Annotated in this window: 13 protein-coding genes; 3 read left to right on the top strand and 10 right to left on the bottom strand. The window is 63.6% G+C overall.

The genetic code is table 11. From position 1 onward, the window contains the following. Positions 1-15 precede the first annotated feature (15 nt). The 10 genes from JJB99_RS33630 to JJB99_RS33585 form a co-directional block, all read right to left on the bottom strand. Complete coding sequence (locus JJB99_RS33630) at positions 16-1,299, bottom strand: glycerate kinase type-2 family protein (RefSeq protein WP_200496393.1); 1,284 nt, start codon at positions 1,297-1,299, stop codon at positions 16-18. Positions 1,300-1,489: 190 nt separating this feature from the next. Next, positions 1,490-2,719: an ABC transporter substrate-binding protein gene (locus tag JJB99_RS33625; protein WP_200496392.1), complete on the bottom strand. Its 1,230-nt coding sequence runs from the start codon at positions 2,717-2,719 to the stop codon at positions 1,490-1,492. A gap of 170 nt (positions 2,720-2,889) precedes the next feature. Beyond that, entirely contained in the window at positions 2,890-4,104 is a 1,215-nt protein-coding gene (locus JJB99_RS33620) for an ABC transporter substrate-binding protein (RefSeq protein WP_433995804.1), read from the bottom strand. A gap of 268 nt (positions 4,105-4,372) precedes the next feature. Then, on the bottom strand, positions 4,373-5,599 hold the full coding sequence (locus JJB99_RS33615) for an ABC transporter substrate-binding protein (RefSeq protein ID WP_200496390.1): 1,227 nt from the start codon (positions 5,597-5,599) through the stop codon (positions 4,373-4,375). A 118-nt stretch (positions 5,600-5,717) separates the two neighbouring features. Then, positions 5,718-6,953: an ABC transporter substrate-binding protein gene (locus JJB99_RS33610; RefSeq protein ID WP_200496389.1), complete on the bottom strand. Its 1,236-nt coding sequence runs from the start codon at positions 6,951-6,953 to the stop codon at positions 5,718-5,720. Between the two features lie 30 nt (positions 6,954-6,983). Then, positions 6,984-8,000: a branched-chain amino acid ABC transporter permease gene (locus JJB99_RS33605; RefSeq protein ID WP_200496388.1), complete on the bottom strand. Its 1,017-nt coding sequence runs from the start codon at positions 7,998-8,000 to the stop codon at positions 6,984-6,986. A gap of 2 nt (positions 8,001-8,002) precedes the next feature. Further along, positions 8,003-8,881 carry a branched-chain amino acid ABC transporter permease gene (locus JJB99_RS33600; protein WP_200496387.1) on the bottom strand — a complete coding sequence of 293 codons (879 nt, stop codon included), beginning with the start codon at positions 8,879-8,881 and terminating at the stop codon, positions 8,003-8,005. Between the two features lie 13 nt (positions 8,882-8,894). Continuing rightward, the gene (locus JJB99_RS33595) at positions 8,895-9,608 is read right to left on the bottom strand and encodes an ABC transporter ATP-binding protein (protein WP_008135694.1); all 714 of its coding nucleotides are present in this window, start codon (positions 9,606-9,608) and stop codon (positions 8,895-8,897) included. Next, a complete protein-coding gene (locus tag JJB99_RS33590; protein WP_200496386.1) occupies positions 9,605-10,402 on the bottom strand; it encodes an ABC transporter ATP-binding protein in 798 nt (265 codons plus the stop codon). The genes JJB99_RS33595 and JJB99_RS33590 overlap by 4 nt, the downstream gene beginning before the upstream one ends. A 66-nt stretch (positions 10,403-10,468) precedes the next feature. Continuing rightward, the gene (locus JJB99_RS33585; RefSeq protein ID WP_200496385.1) at positions 10,469-11,335 is read right to left on the bottom strand and encodes an IclR family transcriptional regulator; all 867 of its coding nucleotides are present in this window, start codon (positions 11,333-11,335) and stop codon (positions 10,469-10,471) included. Positions 11,336-11,465: 130 nt separating this feature from the next. Here JJB99_RS33585 and JJB99_RS33580 point away from each other — a divergent pair, with 130 nt between their 5' ends. From JJB99_RS33580 to JJB99_RS33570, 3 genes are all read left to right on the top strand, one after another. After that, on the top strand, positions 11,466-13,562 hold the full coding sequence (locus JJB99_RS33580; RefSeq protein ID WP_200496384.1) for a 3-hydroxyacyl-CoA dehydrogenase NAD-binding domain-containing protein: 2,097 nt from the start codon (positions 11,466-11,468) through the stop codon (positions 13,560-13,562). 193 nt (positions 13,563-13,755) lie between these two features. Further along, on the top strand, positions 13,756-15,438 hold the full coding sequence (gene pimA, locus JJB99_RS33575) for a dicarboxylate--CoA ligase PimA (RefSeq protein ID WP_200496383.1): 1,683 nt from the start codon (positions 13,756-13,758) through the stop codon (positions 15,436-15,438). Continuing rightward, entirely contained in the window at positions 15,435-16,622 is a 1,188-nt protein-coding gene (locus tag JJB99_RS33570; RefSeq protein WP_200496382.1) for an acetyl-CoA C-acyltransferase, read from the top strand. Before pimA ends, JJB99_RS33570 begins: the two co-directional genes overlap by 4 nt. The last annotated feature ends 12 nt before the right edge of the window (positions 16,623-16,634 follow it).

Below are 16,634 nucleotides of genomic sequence, written 5' to 3'. Positions count from 1 at the left end.
CCGCGATGCGCCAGGTCAATCGACGAGAATCACCCTGATGTCGTTGACGTTGGTCAGCGTCGGGCCGGGCTGTAGCAGATCCCCGGTCGCCTCGAAGAACGTGGTCGCGTCGTTGTTGTCCAGATAGGCCTGCGGCTGCAGCCCCTGCGCCTTCATCTTCGCGAACGTCGCCGCGTCGATCAGCGCGCCGGCGGGGTCGGTGGGATGGCCGGCGCCGCCATCGGCGCCGTCGGTGTCGCCCGCGAGCGCCGAAATGTTCGGCGTGTCCTTCAACAGAGACGCCAGCGCCAGTGCGTATTCCTGGTTGGGACCGCCGCGCCCCTGGCCGCGGACGGTCACCGTGAGCTCGCCGCCGGAGAGGATCGCAACGCGCCTGCCTTGCGCGCGGGCCGCAAGCGCCAGCCTGGCGTGATCGGCCGCGACCTCGCGGGCTTCGCCCTCGAGATCGGCGCCGAGATCGATGGTCTCGTAGCCGGCCTCGCGAGCGAGCTTGACCGCGGCGTCGAGCGACTGTTTGGGACGCGCGATCAATTCGAACGAGGCACGGGCGAAGGCGGCATCGCCGGGTTTGCAGCTTTCATTGGCGGGATCGTCGAGCGCGCGGCGCACGGCATCGTCGATGGCGAGGTTGTATTTCGCCACGATCGCGCGCGCGTCCGCTAGCGTGGTCGGATCGGGCACGGTGGGGCCGGAGGCGATCGCGGAGGGATCGTCATGCGGCACGTCGGAGATCGCGAGCGTCACGATCTCGGCGGCGTTCCTGCCGGCGCGCGCCAGACGGCCGCCCTTGATCCGCGACAGATGCTTCCTGACCGTGTTCATCTCGCCGATCGGCGCGCCGGAGCGCAAGAGCGCCTTGTTGACCGCCTGCTTCTGCGCAAAGCTGATGCCGTCGCTAGGCGCAATCCAGTTCGCCGAACCGCCGCCCGTGAGCAGCACCAACAGGAGATCGTCGGGGCCGGCTTCGCCTGCGAGCGCGAGCGTGTCCGCGGCGCCCTTCAGACCGGCTTCATCAGGCACGGGATGGCCGGCCTCGACCACACGGATGCGCCGCGTCGGCACGCCATAGCCGTGGCGGGTGGTGGCGATGCCCACGAGGCGCTCCGGCGCGAGCCCCAAAGTGTCGAGATAATGCCGCTCCGCGGCGGCGGCCATCGCGCCGGCGCCCTTGCCGGCGGCAAGGCAGATCACGCGCCCCTTCGGCGCCGGGCGCAAATGCGGCGCCAGAATCGTGCTCGGATGGGCGGCGGCAACGGCGGCATCGTAGAGCGCGCGGAGCAGGGGGCGTCGGTCGGTCATGTCGAAATGCCCTAGGCGGACTGAAGCTATGGCGACGAGGTCGCCGGTCACCTGCCTACCGCATCGGGCGCGAAAGCGTAAGCAGGCTTTACCATCATTCGATTGTGCAATCGCGTAACCATAATCGAATAGCAGCAAGCCCCCTGCGATGTTCTCGCAGGGGGCTCGCTGTCGTCGCAAGGCGGAGAGATCAGCCGCCCACATCGGCGCTGATCACATCGCCGAACAGTTCCCAGCGCTCGCCCTTGAACCGTTCGAGCTGGAGCTGGCTGATCGGCGCGAAGTCGGTCGGGGAGGTGTTGATCTGGATGCCCGGCAGCAGCGCCTCGGTGCGGAAGTTCTTGAGGTTGGCGGCCTGCTTCATGATGTTCGCGCGGGTGAGATCGTCGCCGCATTGCTTCAGCACCTGGACCAGTGTCTGCGCGACGGCGAAGCCGACGATGGTGCCCTTGTCGAGCTTGTCGCCTTCCGGAAAGTACTTGGTCATGAAGGCGAGGAATTCCTTCATGCCGGGGTCGTCCTTCCATTCCGGATCCGAGACGTCCTTCAGATAATCGGCCGAGATGATGTCCTGGCCGTTCTCGAAACCCGCGGGCTTCATCACGCTGCCGACCGAGGCCGAGACGTTGTTGAGGAAGTGCAGCGGCTTCCAGCCGATCTCGGCGTTCTTCTTGATCGCCTGCGCGGCGAATTTCGGCGTCGTGATGTTCATGAACACGTCGGCGCCGGTCGACTTCAGCTTGACGATGTGGTTGTCGATGGTCGGCTCGGAAGTCTCGTAGCTTTCCTCCATCACGATCATCGAGGCGGCTTTCGAGCCGAGCCCGTCCTTCAGACCCTTGAGGTAGTCCTTGCCGTAATCGTCGTTCTGGTAGAGCACCGCGATCTTGGCATCCGGCTTGTTCTTGAGCAGCCACTTCGCGTAGATCTGCGTCTCGCTCTGGTAGTTGGGCTGCCAGCCCATGGTCCAGGGGAAGTTCTGCGGATCATTCCACTTGGTGGCACCGGTGGCGACGAACAGCTGCGGCACCTTCTTCGAGTTCATGTATTTGTGGATCGCCGAGTTCGGCGGCGTGCCGAGCGAATTGAAGATGAACAGCACCTCGTCGCTCTCGACCAGCTTGCGCGCCTGCTCCACCGTCTTCGGCGGCGAATAGGCATCGTCATAGCTGATGAAGTTGATCTTGCGGCCGTTGATGCCGCCCTCGTCGTTGATCTTCTTGAAATAGGCGGCCTCGGTCCGCCCGATGATGCCGTAGGCGGAAGCCGGTCCGCTGTAGGGCATGATGTTGCCGATCTTGATCTCGGTATCGGTCGCGCCGGTATCGTATTTCTTCTGGGCCGATGCAGTGGAGGCCGAGGCCGCAATGAGCGCGAGCGCCAGTGACGCGGCCGCAAGTTTGCCGGTGACAGCGGGCATTCCTATCTCCCTATTTTCTTGGTGTGTCTGCGTGTCCTTTTCTTGTCTTGCTTGTTCTTGGCGACGCGACCGCAATTCAATACGATTTGCATGACGTCTTCAACAGAAAGCCCCTGCGACGGCGTCGCAGGGGCTGCTTCTTTAGTAGTCATTTGGGGGACGGACGGCCTTCACCCGCCGACATCGCCGCTGATGACGTCGCCGAACAGTTCCCAAGTCTCGCCCTTGAACCGTTCCAGCTGCAACTGCGAGAGGGGCGCGAAGTCGGTTGGACTGGTGTTAACCTTGACTCCCGGAAGCAGTCCGCCGGGTTCGAAATCCCTCAAGCTCGCGGCCTGCTTCATGACGTTCGCGCGGGTGAGATCGTCGCCGCAAGCCTTCAACACGTGCACCAGCCCCTGCGAGACGATGTAGGCGTACATGACCGAGGCATCGGCCCGGTTCGCCTCGGGATAGTATTTGTCCAGAAATTCGTTCCAGGCCTTCATGCTCGCGTCGTTCTTCCATTGCGGATCGGTAGGGTCCTTGAAATATTGGGACGAGATGATGCCCTGCGCGTTCTCGAAACCTGCCGGCTTGATCACGCTGCCGATCGATGCCGACACGTTGTTGAGGAAATGCAGCGGCTTCCATCCGATCTCGGCGTTCTTCTTGATCGCCTGGGCCGCAAATTTCGGCGTGGTGATGTTGAAGAACACGTCGGCGCCGGTCGACTTCATCTTGACGATGTGGGAATCGATCGTCGGTTCGGAAACTTCATAGCTTTCCTCGATCACGATCATCGAGGCGCCCTTGGCGCCAAGTCCATCCTTGAAGCCCTTGAGATAGTCCTTGCCGTAGTCGTCGTTCTGATAGAGCACGGCGATCTTCGCATCCGGATGGTTCTTCAGCATGTATTTGGCGTAGATCTGCGATTCACTCTGGTAGTTGGGTTGCCAGCCCATCGTCCAGGGGAAGTTTTGCGGGTCGTTCCACTTGGTGGCGCCGGTAGCGACGAACAGCTGCGGCACCTTCTTCGAGTTCATGTATTTCTGAATCGCGGAGTTCGGCGGCGTGCCAAGCGAGTTGAAGATCAGCAGCACTTCGTCGCTCTCGACGAGTTTGCGGGCCTGCTCGACCGTCTTCGGTGGCGAGTAGGCGTCATCATAGGAGATGAAGTTGATCTTGCGGCCGTTGATGCCGCCTTCCGCATTGATCTTGCGGAAATAGGCTTCCTCTGTCTTGCCGATCACGCCGTAAGCGGACGCAGGACCGCTGTAGGGCATGATGTTGCCGATCTTGATTTCGGTATCGGACGCGCCGGTGTCGTATTGCTTCTGTGCGGTTGCTGCCGTGGATAGGGTAACAGCCACAACGAGGGCGGCAGAGAAGGCCCCCAATCGCATGTCGATGGCGGGCATCGTGATCTCCCTAGAGCCGGTTGAATGTGTCGATTGTTTTTAATTGGGGGCGGTCGTTTACGCCGCTCCGCCCCGTATTCAATACCCTTCGCGGGCTGCCAGCAAACAAAAACGCTCGCTCCGGAGCAGTCGCAGGGCGCGATTTTATTGCAGCGATGCGGAATATCCAGCCGGAGAGGCTTCGCTCCGGGTTTGGAGCAAGATGCGCTTGAGTTGAACGTCGACGCGCAGAATTATTTTGAGTTGCGCGGCCTCAGTGGCCGGAGTCGCTCGAGATGATGTCGCCGAACAGCTCCCACTTCTTGCCCTTGAAGCGCATCATCTGGAGCTGTTCGATCGGGGCGAAATTGTCCGGAGCGGTGTTGATCTTGATCCCGGGCAAGAGCGTGTCCGGCTCGAAATCCTTCAGGGAGGCCGCCTGCTTCATGACGTTCTCGCGGGTGAGATCGTCGCCGCACATCTGCAGCACCTTCACCATCGTCTGCGCCGCGGCGTAGCCGAACACCACGCCGGCATCGAGCTTGTTGGCCTTGGGATCGTATTGCGCGAGAAAATTATAGAATTTCTTCATGCCGTCATCGGCGTTCCACTGCGGGTCGGAGCTGTCCTTGGTGTAGGTGGCCGACAGGATGCCTTGCGAGATTTCGAGCCCCGCCGGCTCGAGCACGCCGCCGACCGAGGCCGAGACGTTGGAGATGATGTGCATCGGATGCCAGTTGATCTCGGCCGCCTTCTTGATCGCCTGCGCGGCAAATTTCGGCGTGGTGATGCTGATGAAGACGTCGGCGCCCGAAGCCTTCAGCTTCACGACGTGCTCGTCGACCGCGGGCTCGGACGTGTCGTAGCCGTCCTCCAGCACGATCATCGACGCCTTCGCGCCGAGGCCGTCCTTCAGACCCTTTAGATAGTCCTTGCCGAAATCGTCGTTCTGATAGAGCACGCCGATCTTCGCGTCCGGCTTCTCCTTCATGATGTACTTGGCGTAGATCTTCGCCTCGCTGGCGTAGCTCGGCTGCCAGCCCATGGTCCACGGATATTGCTTCGGATCGTTCCACTTCGAGGCGCCGCTCGCCACGAACAATTGCGGCACCTTCTTCTCGTTCATGTATTTGCGGATCGCGCCGTTGGTGGAGGTGCCGAGCGAGCCGAAGATCAGCAGCACCCCGTCGCTTTCGACCAGCTTGCGCGCTTGCTCCACCGTCTTGGGCGGGGAGTAGGCGTCGTCATAGGAGATGAACTTGATCCTGCGGCCGTTGATGCCGCCCTCGGCATTGACCTTGTTGAAATAGGCTTCCTCGGCCTTGCCGATCGCGGCATAGGCGGAGGCCGGCCCGCTATAGGGCATGATGTTGCCTATTCTGATCTCGGTGTCGGAGGCGCCGGTGTCGTATTTCTTTTGCGCCAGCACGGGGCCGGTCATCGCAATGCACAATGCGAATGCGGCGAAGAAGGCCGCAACCTGAAAACGAACGGCAGTCATTGGTCTCCTACCCCGGGGCTGGATCGGCTGCATTGAACAAGATTAACGCCCGGCGTCAACAAAAAGCCCCCGCGGTTGTCCGCGGGGGCTTTCGTGTTTTGGACGATTGCTCAGCGTATCACTCGGTGGCGACGTCGCCGCTGATGATCTCGCCGAAGAGTTCCCATTTCTCGCCCTTGAAGCGCTGCATCTGAAGCTGCGAAATCGGGGCGAAGTCGGTGGCGCTGGTGTTGATCTTGACGCCGGGCAGCAGCGTGTCCGGTGCAAAGTCCTTCAGCGAGGCCGCCTGCTTCATGAGGTTGGCGCGGGTGAGATCGTCACCGCACATCTCCAGAACCTTGGCCAAGGTCGACGCCGCGCCATAGCCGTAGACCATGCTGGTGTCGGACTTGTCGGCGCCCGGCATGTACTTGTCGACGAACTCGTTCCACTTCTTCATCCCGGGGTCGTTGGCCCACTGCGGATCGGTGGAGTCCTTGGCATAGGCCGCCGATAGCACGTCCTGGGAGGCTTCGAAGCCGGCCGGCTTCATGACGCTGCCGACCGAGATCGAGACGTTGGTGAGGATCTGGAGCGGCTTCCAGCTGAGCTCGGCGGTCTTCTTGATGGTCTGAGCGGCGAATTTCGGCGTCGCATAGATCAGCAGCACGTCGGGATTGGCGGCCTTGATCTTGACGATGTGGCCGTCGATCGACGGCTCGGACACCTCATAGCTCTCCTCCATGATGATCATGGAAGAAGCCTTGGCGCCCAGACCGTCCTTGGTGCCCTTGAGGTAGTCTTTGCCGAAATCGTCGTTCTGGTAGAGGATCGCGATCTTGGCGTTCGGCTTCTCCTTCATCAGCCATTTCGCGTAGATCTGCGCTTCGCTCTGGTAGGAGGGTTGCCAGCCCATGGTCCAGGGGAAGTTCTTCGGGTCATTCCACTTGGTGGCCCCGGTCGCGACGAACAGCTGCGGGATCTTCTTGGCGTTGAGGTATTTCTGGATCGCGCTGTTCGAGGGCGTGCCGAGTGGATTGAACACGGCCAGCACCTCGTCGCTCTCGACCAGCTTGCGGACCTGCTCGACGGCCTTGGGCGGCGAATAGCCGTCGTCATAGGTGACGAAGTTGATCTTGCGGCCGTTGATGCCGCCCTTGTCGTTGATCATCTTGAAATAGGCTTCTTCGGTCTTGCCGATGATGCCGTAGGCCGACGCCGGACCGCTATACGGCATGATGTTGCCGATCTTGATCTCGGTATCGGACGCGCCGGTGTCGTATTTCTTTTGGGCGAGTGCAGCGCCTGAGGTGAGAGTGATGACCGCCGTTGCCGTGACCAGCGCGGCGGTTCGCAGTGTTCTTTCAAAAAGCAATTCGGTCTCCTTGGTTTAACGAACGGGTTTTCAGTTCTTCCTGAGCCTACCGGCGAGCTGCTGGCCCATGATCGCGACCTGCCTTGCACCGTGCGGCACGAGGTAGATGACGAGGAACAGGAGCACGCCGAACACTGCGCCGGAGAGGCCCTTGGAGATGCCCTCCGCGATGTTCGGCACGAAGATGATGAAGGCGGCACCGACGATCGAGCCGGGCAGCCAGCCGACGCCGCCGACGACCATGCCGAGGAACAGCGAGATCGCGAGCGTAATGGTGTAGCTGTCGGGCGCGACGAACTGCACCGCGATGGCGCCGAGCGAGCCGGCAATGCCGGTGATCGCCGCGGAGACGCCGAACGCCAGTGTCTTGTACAGCGCGACGTCGACGCCCATGGCGGAGGCCGCGATCTCGTTGTCGCGGATCGCCATGAAGGCGCGGCCGGAGCGGGAACGCAGCAGGTTCACCGAGAAGATGTAGATCGCGATCACGACGACCAGCGTGAAGTAGTACAGCCACATGTCCTGCGACATCGGCAGGCCGAACGGCGCGTCCGGCTTGGTGACGACGAGACCCTGCACGCCGCCGGTCCAGTGCTCGAGGAAATTCAGCTTGAGCAGCTGCGGCATCGCGGTCGCGAGCGCGAAGGTGGCGAGCGCGAGATAGACGCCGGAAAGCCGCAGTGCCGGCTGACCGAACAGGAACCCGAAGGCGAAGCAGACCACGCCGGCAATCGGCAAGGTCAGTGCGTAGTTGACGTTAAAGTGCTCCATCAACACCGCCGTCGTGTAGGCGCCGACGGCGTAGAATGCGCTCTGGCCAAGCGAGAACTGGCCGCTTCCGCCCGTCAGGATGTTCAGCGCCAGCACCGCAAGCCCGTAGATCAGCAGCATGGTCATCTGGAAGATGATGAAATTCTTGACGAAGACCGGCGCGATCAGCAGCGCAGCCAGCACCACCAGCGAGGTGCCGGTGCCCAGCGTCATGGCCCGCTTCGGAACGGCCTCGATGGCGGGGGCTTCCGTGACGACTTCTTCTGCGGCGCTCATGATCAAACTCGCTTGACGATGTGCCGGCCGAACAGGCCGGCGGGTTTGACGACCAGGACGGAGATGATCAGCGCGAGCGCGATCGGGAGTTTCAGCTCGTTGCCGACACCGGGAATGTAGGTGCCGGCGAGGTTCTCGAAGATGCCGACCAGGAAGCCGCCGACCACCGCGCCGAACGGGCTGGTCAGTCCGCCGAGCACCGCGGCGGCAAAGCCGTAGATCAGGACGCCGCCCATCATGTTGGGCTCGAGGAACACGACCGGGGCGATCAGCATGCCGGCGATCGAGCCGATCGCGGTCGCCATGCCCCAGCCAAGCGCAATCATCCAGCTCGTGTTGATGCCGACGAGACGGGCCGATTCAGGCACCGACGCGGCGGCACGCATGGCAAGGCCGATCCTCGTGTACTGGAAGAAGAAGTAGAGGCCGAGCAGCAGCAGCACGGTGACGCCGATCATGCCCGCCTGGTGGGTCGAGATCAGCTGGCTGCCCAGGAACGGCGCGGAGCCGAACGGGGTCGGATACTGCTTGATGGTGAAGTCCCAGATCAGACCGGCCGAGGAGTTGATGATCGCGAACAGCGCGATGAAACCGGCGACATTGGTCAGCACCGGCGCCTTCGTCAGCGGCTTGAACAGGATGCGCTCGATCGCGATGCCAGCGACGAACGAGAACGCCAGCGTGATGACGAAGGCGGCCCAATAGGGTACGCCCCACTGCATCAGCTGCCAGGAGATGAAGGTCGAGAACATCGCCATCTCGCCTTGCGCGAAGTTGAGATGGTCGATGGCCTGGTAGATCATGACTACGGCGAGGGCCATACAGGCGTAGATCGCACCCGTGGCAATGCCGGCCAGCACTTGGTTGGTGAACAGCTCCATCGTGCCGGCTCCCTCAGTAACCCAGATAGGATTTGCGGATTTCTTCGTTGTTCGCGATGTCCTTGGCGTTGCCCGACATCACGATGCGGCCGGTCTCGATCACATAGGCCTGGTCGGCGAGCTCGAGCGCGAGCTGGGCGTTCTGCTCGACCACCAGGATCGACACCTTGTCCTCGCGGTTGATCTTGCCGAGGATACCGAACAGGTCGCGCACCACCAGCGGCGCCAGTCCGAACGACGGCTCGTCGAGCAGCATCAGGCGCGGCCGCAGCATCAACGCGCGGGCGACCGCGAGCATCTGCTGCTCGCCGCCGGAGAGCGTGCCGGCCTGCTGGGTATGGCGCTGCTTGAGCACCGGAAAATGCGCGTACATGCGCTCGATGTCGGAGACGATGCCGGCGCTGTCCTTGCGGGTGATGGCCCCGAGCTGGAGGTTCTCCTCCACCGTCATGGTGGTGAAGGTGCCGCGGCCCTGCGGCACGTGGGCAATGCCGAACCGCACAATGCTCTCGGTGGAGCGGTTGTTCAGCGGCTTGCCGTCGAACTCGATGCCGCCGGTGGAGCGCACCATGTTGCAGATCGCCCGCAGCGTGGTGGTCTTGCCGGCGCCGTTGGCACCGAGCAGCGTCGTCAGCGAGCCCTCATTGAGCGAGAAGGAAAGGCCATGGAGCGCCTGGACCTGGCCGTAATAGGCGCGCAGGTCCTTGACGTTGAGCAGCGTCGTCATTGGTCCTTGCTCCCGAGATAGGCCTTGATCACGTCGGGGTCCGCCTGCACCTGGGCGGGCGTGCCTTCGGCGAGCTTCTTGCCGAAGTTCAGCGCGACGACGTGGTCGGCGATCGACATTACGAGGCCCATGTGGTGCTCGACCAGCAGCACGGTCATGTGACGCTCGTCGCGGATGCGGCGGATGAGATCGCCGAGGACATGGACTTCCTCGTGGTTGAGGCCGCCGGCGGGCTCGTCGAGCAGCAGGATCTTCGGATCGGCGGCCAGTGCGCGCGCCAGCTCGACGCGCTTCTGCGTGCCGAAGGGCAGGCCGGACACCGTGGTGTGGGCAACGTCATCGAGGTCGAGATAGTTGAGGATCTCGTGCACCTTCTTGTTGACGTCGTTCTCGCTGCGCCGGACCCAGGCGAGCCTCAGGGAGTCACTGATGATGTCGCTGGAGGTCTTCGAATGCGCGCCGACGCGGACATTGTCCATCACCGAGAGGTTCGGAAACAGCGCCACGTTCTGGAACGTGCGGCCGATGCCGATCTCGGCGATCCGGTGCGGCGGCCGCGTCAAAATGCTCGCGCCTTCCATCAGGATGTCGCCGGACGACGGCTGGTAGAGCCGCGAGAGACAATTGAAGAGCGTGGTCTTGCCGGCGCCGTTGGGGCCGATGAGCCCAAGGATCTGGCCCTTGTGCATGTCGAAGGACACGCCGTTGAGCGCGACGATGCCGCCGAACACGACGCTGACGTCGCGAACCGCGAGCAGGGGCGATGTTCCCTGCGCGAGCTGTGCCTGCGTCATCTCGTCTCGCCCACTTTGTTCAGTGGGCGAAGGGGCGATGCGGACCGCTCCCGATGATGACAAAGACTATCTGATCCCCTCGGCCACACGCGCAACTTTTCCTCCTGGTTTCAGCTTTTTGCTGACGTCTTTTTTGGATTGCGGCATCAGTCCCCCGAGTGCCGCTTCGATGTTCCTTACCATCGCAAGCAGACGCGGTCCAATGTCGTTGATCAAACGCTCTTCCGTGAAACGGAATGCGGGCGCACCGCAGTTGAATGCGTAAGGTCCGGTTCCGTCGTTGAGCTTGAGCGCGACGCCGGCCGCGCCGATGTCGTCGTGCCAGTCGCCGACCGAAATCGCAAAGCCGTATTTCGCGACGGTCTCGCCGGAACGTTCCAGCCCGTCGCGCATCTTCGGCCAGCGGCTGCCGTAATGTTCGCGCAGGATGCGGGACACGTCGGCGCGATCGGCGTCGTCGAGCGCCCAGAAATAGGCGCGGCCCATCGCGGTGGTTGCAATCGGCACGCGGGAGCCGACGTCAAGTTGAACTCCGACGGTCTCGCTGCCGCGGCTCTGCCCGAAATAGATCATGCTGTGACGGTCGCGGCCGCCGATCGCGACGGCGCCTCCGGTCGCGCGCATCATCTCCTCGCGAAACGGCTCGGACAAATGCCGAACGCCGAGATTGGCGAGCGCGGCGTAGCCGAGCGACATCGCGGCGGGGGTGAGCTGGTATTTCTCGAAGCGAGGAACCGGTGCAAGATAGCCGAGCTTGGTCAGCGTATAGGTCAGCCGCGAGACGGTCGGCTTGGGCAGGTTGGTTCGGGCCGCAATCTCCTGATTGCCGAGCAAGCCGTCATTGGGTTGGAATGCGCGCAATACGTCCAGTCCGCGGGAAAGCGCGACGACGAAATTCCGGTCGGTCGCAGTCTTCTTTCCTGTACGCTTCATCCCTGATCTGCTTCTTGCGCGGAGTCGTTGACAAGCCACGTGCTTCAAAATAACCCTGCCGTCAAGATGCGGAATTAAATTCCGCACCGCGAAATCGAAATAAAAGTAAATCCCACCAAGGAGGGACATCGTGAGCGAAGTGGTCAAGCTTGAGCGTCATGACGAAATCGGGATCGTCACGGTCGACAGCCCTCCGGTCAATGCGCTGAGTGCCGCAGTCCGCGGCGGTATTCTGGAGTGCATCAAGGCCGCAATCGCCGATCCCGCGATCAAGGGCATCGTGCTGACCTGCGCCGGCCGCACCTTCATTGCGGGTGCCGACATCACCGAGTTCGGCAAGCCGCCGAAGCCACCGGCGCTGAACGACGTCCTTGCCGAGATCGAGAATTCGCCCAAACCCGTCGTGGCCGCGATCCACGGCACTGCGCTCGGCGGCGGCCTCGAGGTCGCGCTGGCCTGTCATTTCCGTGTTGCGGTGAAAGAAGCCAAGCTCGGCCTGCCCGAGGTGAAGCTCGGCCTGTTGCCGGGCGCCGGCGGCACCCAGCGCCTGCCGCGCGCGGTCGGTCCTGAGCTTGCCGTCAAGATGATCGTCGGCGGAGATCCGATCGGTGCCGCTGAAGCGCTGAAGAATGGCCTGATCGAGGAGATCGTCGAAGGGCCGACCCTGGGCGCTGAACTGTTCGTCCGCAAGCTGCTCGCCGAGAAGCGTCCGCTGCGCCGTCTGCGCGATGATGATTCCAAGCTTGCGGCGGCCAAGGCCGACCGCTCGATCTTCACCAATGCGGTCGCCGCCATGACCAAGAAGTCGCGCGGCCTGGAAGCGCCATTCGCGGCGGCCGACGCCGTCGGCTACGCCATCGACCTGCCGTTCGACGAGGGCCTGAAGAAGGAGCGCGAGGGCTTTTTGAAGCTCGTCGCCAGCGACCAGTCCAAGGCGCAGCGCTACGCCTTCTTCGCCGAGCGCGAGGCCAGCAAGATCGCAGGCGTGCCTGAAGGCACCAAGCCGCGGCCCGTGAACCGTGTTGCCATTCTCGGCGCCGGCACCATGGGCGGCGGCATCGCGATGTCGTTTGCCAATGCCGGTATTCCCGTCACCCTGATCGAAACCGGCGAGGAGCCGCTCAAGCGCGGCATGGGCGTGATGCAGAAGAACTGGGAAGCCACCGCCGCGCGCGGCGGCATTCCGGCCGATGCACCCGCCAAACGCATGGCGCTGATCAACGGCGTCGTTGGCATCGAGAATGTCGGCGATGCCGACCTCGTCATCGAGGCCGTGTTCGAGACCATGGCGGTAAAGAAGGAGGTGTTCGGCAAGCTCGACCAGTTCGCCAAGCAAGGCGCGGTGCTCGCCTCCAACACCTCCTATCTCAACATCGACGAGATCGCGAAATCGACCAGGCGTCCGCAGGATGTGCTCGGCATGCATTTCTTCTCGCCGGCCAACGTCATGAAGCTGTGCGAGATCGTGCGCGCCGACAAGACCGCGCCGGATGCGCTGGTCACTGCGGTTACTATCGCGCGCAAAATTGCAAAGGTGCCGGCGGTGGTTGGCGTTTGCGACGGCTTTGTCGGCAACCGCATGCTGGCCCAGCGCGGCAAGCAATCGGAAAAGCTGCTGTTCGAAGGCGCGCTGCCGCAGCAGGTCGACGCCGTCGTCACCAAATTCGGCATGCCGATGGGACCGTTCGCGATGGGCGACCTCGCCGGCCTCGACATCGGCTGGCGCTCGCGCAAGGACCGCGGCATCAAGTCGGAGATCGCGGACGCGCTGTGCGAAGCCGGCCGCTTCGGCCAGAAGACCGGCAAGGGCTACTACAAGTACGAAGCCGGCTCGCGTTCGCCGCTGCCGGATCCGGAGGTCGAGAAGCTGATCGACGAGACGCTGCTGCGCCTGGGACGCAAAAAGCGCGTCGTCAGTGACGACGAGATTTTGGAGCGCATGATGTACCCGATGATCAACGAGGGCGCAAAAATCCTCGAAGAGGGCATCGCAGCACGTCCCTCCGACATCGACGTGGTCTGGCTCTACGGCTATGGCTGGCCGATCTATCGCGGCGGCCCGATGTACTGGGCCGACAGCGTCGGCCTCAAGCACATCGCCGATCGGCTGTCGTTCTACGCCAAGGAGACCAATGACCCCAGCCTCGAGCCCGCCCCGCTGCTGAAGAAGCTCGCCGATGAGGGCAAGACGTTCGCCTCGCTCGCGGCGGCGTCGAAGGCGGCGTGATGGCGACTGGCACACTCTCTCCGTTCCCTCCCCCCTTGTGGGGGAGGGTTAGGGAGGGGGGTAGCCCCAAGCGAGGTCAGCGTTCGTGGCACCCCCTTCCCCAACCCTTCCCCACAAGGGGGAAGGGAGCCCATTCGCCGGTGCCCGCCTCACGCGACCCGCTTACTAGCGCTTTGCAGAGTATCAATCGCCTATGATCCATCCCGGCGAACAGTTTTATCCCGAGGGCGTGCGGTGGGACGACACCATCGTCCAGGGCACGCTGCCTGACCTGCTGGCGAAAGCCGCCGCCGATTACGGCCCGCGCACCGCGCTGGAATTCCGCGATCGCCCGATCACCTATACAGAGCTCGCCGCGATGGCCGAGCGCGCCGCCGCGGCGTTCCTGCGCGAAGGCATCGGCAAGGACAGCTCCGTCGCGCTGTTCCTCGGCAACACGCCGGATCACCCCGTCAACTTCTTCGGCGCGCTGAAGGCAGGCGCCCGCGTCGCGCATCTCTCCCCGCTCGACGGCGAGATCGCGCTGACCCACAAGGTCTCCGATTCCGGCTCGCGCCTGCTGGTCACCTCGAACCTCGCCGCGCTGCTGCCGACCGCGCTGAAGTTTCTGGAGAAAGGCCTGATCGACCGCCTCGTCGTCTGCGAGGACGACGATTGGGGCAAGGTCGGCACGCCGCAGGCGGCGATCCCCGACGATCCCCGCATCGTCACCTTCAAGACCTTCGTTGAGGGCGCGACTGCGCCGGCGCAGTGGCCGCAGGTCACCGCCGACGACGTCGCACTGCTGCAATATACCGGCGGCACCACCGGCCTGCCCAAGGGCGCCATGTTGACGCACGGCAATCTTACTTCGGCGGTGTCGATCTACGACGTCTGGGGCAAGCCGTCCCGCGCCGCGCGCGGCGATGTGATCGAGCGCGTGATCTGCGTGCTGCCGCTGTTCCACATCTATGCGCTGACCGTCGTGCTGCTCTCCGCGCTCCGCCGCGGCCATCTGATCTCGCTGCATCAGCGCTTCGACGTCGAAGCCGTGATGCGCGATATCGAGGTCAAGCGCGCCACCTACTTTCCAGGCGTGCCGACGATGTGGATCGCGATCGCCGCGCTCCCGGATCTCGACAAGCGCGATTTCTCCTCGCTCGCCACCATCGGGTCCGGCGGTGCGCCGCTGCCGGTGGAAATCGCGAGCTTCTTCGAGCGCAAGGTCGGCAAGAAGCTCAAAAGCGGCTGGGGCATGACCGAGACCTGCTCACCCGGCACCGGCCATCCACCTGTCGGTCCCGACAAGCCGGGCTCGATCGGCCTGATGCTCCCCGGCATCGAGATGGACGTCGTCGCGCTGGACGATCCGACCAAAGTGCTGCCGCCCGGCGAGGTCGGCGAGATCCGCATCAAGGGCCCGAACGTCACCAGGGGCTACTGGAACAAGCCGGAGGGATCCGCGGAGGCTTTCAGCGACGGCCGCTTTCTCACCGGCGACATCGGCTACATGGATACGGACGGCTACTTCTTCCTGGTCGACCGCAAGAAGGACATGATCATCTCCGGCGGCTTCAACGTCTATCCGCAGATGATCGAGCAGGCGATCTACACCATCCCGGGCGTGCACGAGGTGATCGTGCTCGGCATACCCGACCCGTATCGCGGCGAGGCCGCAAAAGCCTTCATCAAGCTGAGGCCGGACGCAAAACCGTTCTCGCTCGACGAGTTGCGCGCGCAGCTCACCGGGAAGCTCGGCAAGCATGAGCTCCCGGCCGCGGTGGAGTTCGTCGCCGACCTGCCGCGCACGCCGGTCGGAAAATTGTCGCGCCACGAATTGCGCCAGCAGCAGAAATCCTCACAATCCACTCCACTTGCATCAGGAGGTCGCTCTTGACCGACGCCGTCATCGTTTCCACCGCCCGCACCCCGATCGGCAAGGCCTATCGTGGTGCGCTCAACGCCACCGAAGGCGCGACGCTGCTCGGCCACGCCATCGGCGAAGCCGTCGCGCGCGCCAAAGTCGATCCGAAGGAGGTCGAGGACGTCGTGATGGGCGCGGCGCTGCAGCAGGGCGCGACCGGCGGCAACATCGCGCGCAAGGCGCTGCTCCGCGCCGGCCTGCCCGTCACCGTCGCCGGCACCACCATCGACCGGCAATGCGCCTCGGGACTGCAGGCGATCGCGCTCGCCGCGCGCTCGGTGATCTTCGACGGCGTCGAGATCGCGGTCGGCGGCGGCGGCGAGTCGATCAGCCTCGTGCAGAACGACAAGATGAACGGCTTCCACGCCCAGGATCCGGCACTGCTCAAGATCAAGGGCGAGGTCTACATGCCCATGATCGACACCGCGGAAGTCGTCGCCAAGCGCTACGGCATCTCGCGCGAGAAGCAGGACGAATATTCGCTGGAAAGCCAGCGCCGCACCGCCGCCGCGCAGCAGGGCGGCAAGTTCAGGGACGAGCTGGCGCCGATCACGACGCAGATGGCGGTCACCGACAAGGCGACCGGCGCGGTGTCGATGAAAGAGGTGACCTTGTCGCAGGACGAGGGCCCGCGCCCCGAGACCACCGCCGAAGGCCTCGCCGGCCTCAAGCCGGTGCGCGGTGAGGGCTTCACCATCACCGCCGGCAATGCCAGCCAGCTCTCCGACGGCGCCAGCGCGAGCGTGATTGTGAGCGACAAGGAAGCCGCCAAGCGCGGCCTCAATCCGCTCGGCATCTTCCGCGGCTTCGTCTCGGCCGGCTGCGAGCCGGACGAGATGGGCATCGGCCCCGTCTTCGCCGTGCCGCGCCTGCTCAAGCGCCACGGCCTCACCGTCGACGACATCGGCCTGTGGGAGCTCAACGAAGCCTTCGCGGTGCAGGTGCTGTATTGCCGCGACAAGCTCGGCATCGACCCCGAGAAGATCAATGTCGATGGCGGCGCAATCTCGGTCGGCCATCCCTACGGCATGTCCGGCGCGCGCCTGACCGGCCACGCCTTGATCGAAGGCCGCCGCCGCAAGGCGAAATACGCTGTCGTCACCATGTGCGTCGGCGGCGGCATGGGCGCAGCCGGCTTGTTCGAAGTGTTGCAGTAATTCACAGGAGGA

Source organism: Bradyrhizobium diazoefficiens (genome assembly GCF_016616235.1).
Taxonomy (GTDB): domain Bacteria; phylum Pseudomonadota; class Alphaproteobacteria; order Rhizobiales; family Xanthobacteraceae; genus Bradyrhizobium; species Bradyrhizobium diazoefficiens_H.
This window is presented reverse-complemented; position numbering and strand designations above follow the sequence as displayed.

Coding starts and splice junctions, on each gene's coding strand:
- JJB99_RS33630 (WP_200496393.1), bottom strand. CDS start 1,299: ATGACCGACCGACGCCCCCTGCTCCGCGCGCTCTACGATGCCGCCGTT.
- JJB99_RS33615 (WP_200496390.1), bottom strand. CDS start 5,599: ATGACTGCCGTTCGTTTTCAGGTTGCGGCCTTCTTCGCCGCATTCGCA.
- pimA (WP_200496383.1), top strand. CDS start 13,756: ATGATCCATCCCGGCGAACAGTTTTATCCCGAGGGCGTGCGGTGGGAC.
- JJB99_RS33605 (WP_200496388.1), bottom strand. CDS start 8,000: ATGAGCGCCGCAGAAGAAGTCGTCACGGAAGCCCCCGCCATCGAGGCC.
- JJB99_RS33625 (WP_200496392.1), bottom strand. CDS start 2,719: ATGCCCGCTGTCACCGGCAAACTTGCGGCCGCGTCACTGGCGCTCGCG.
- JJB99_RS33585 (WP_200496385.1), bottom strand. CDS start 11,335: ATGAAGCGTACAGGAAAGAAGACTGCGACCGACCGGAATTTCGTCGTC.
- JJB99_RS33595 (WP_008135694.1), bottom strand. CDS start 9,608: ATGACGACGCTGCTCAACGTCAAGGACCTGCGCGCCTATTACGGCCAG.
- JJB99_RS33590 (WP_200496386.1), bottom strand. CDS start 10,402: ATGACGCAGGCACAGCTCGCGCAGGGAACATCGCCCCTGCTCGCGGTT.
- JJB99_RS33620 (WP_433995804.1), bottom strand. CDS start 4,104: ATGCGATTGGGGGCCTTCTCTGCCGCCCTCGTTGTGGCTGTTACCCTA.
- JJB99_RS33600 (WP_200496387.1), bottom strand. CDS start 8,881: ATGGAGCTGTTCACCAACCAAGTGCTGGCCGGCATTGCCACGGGTGCG.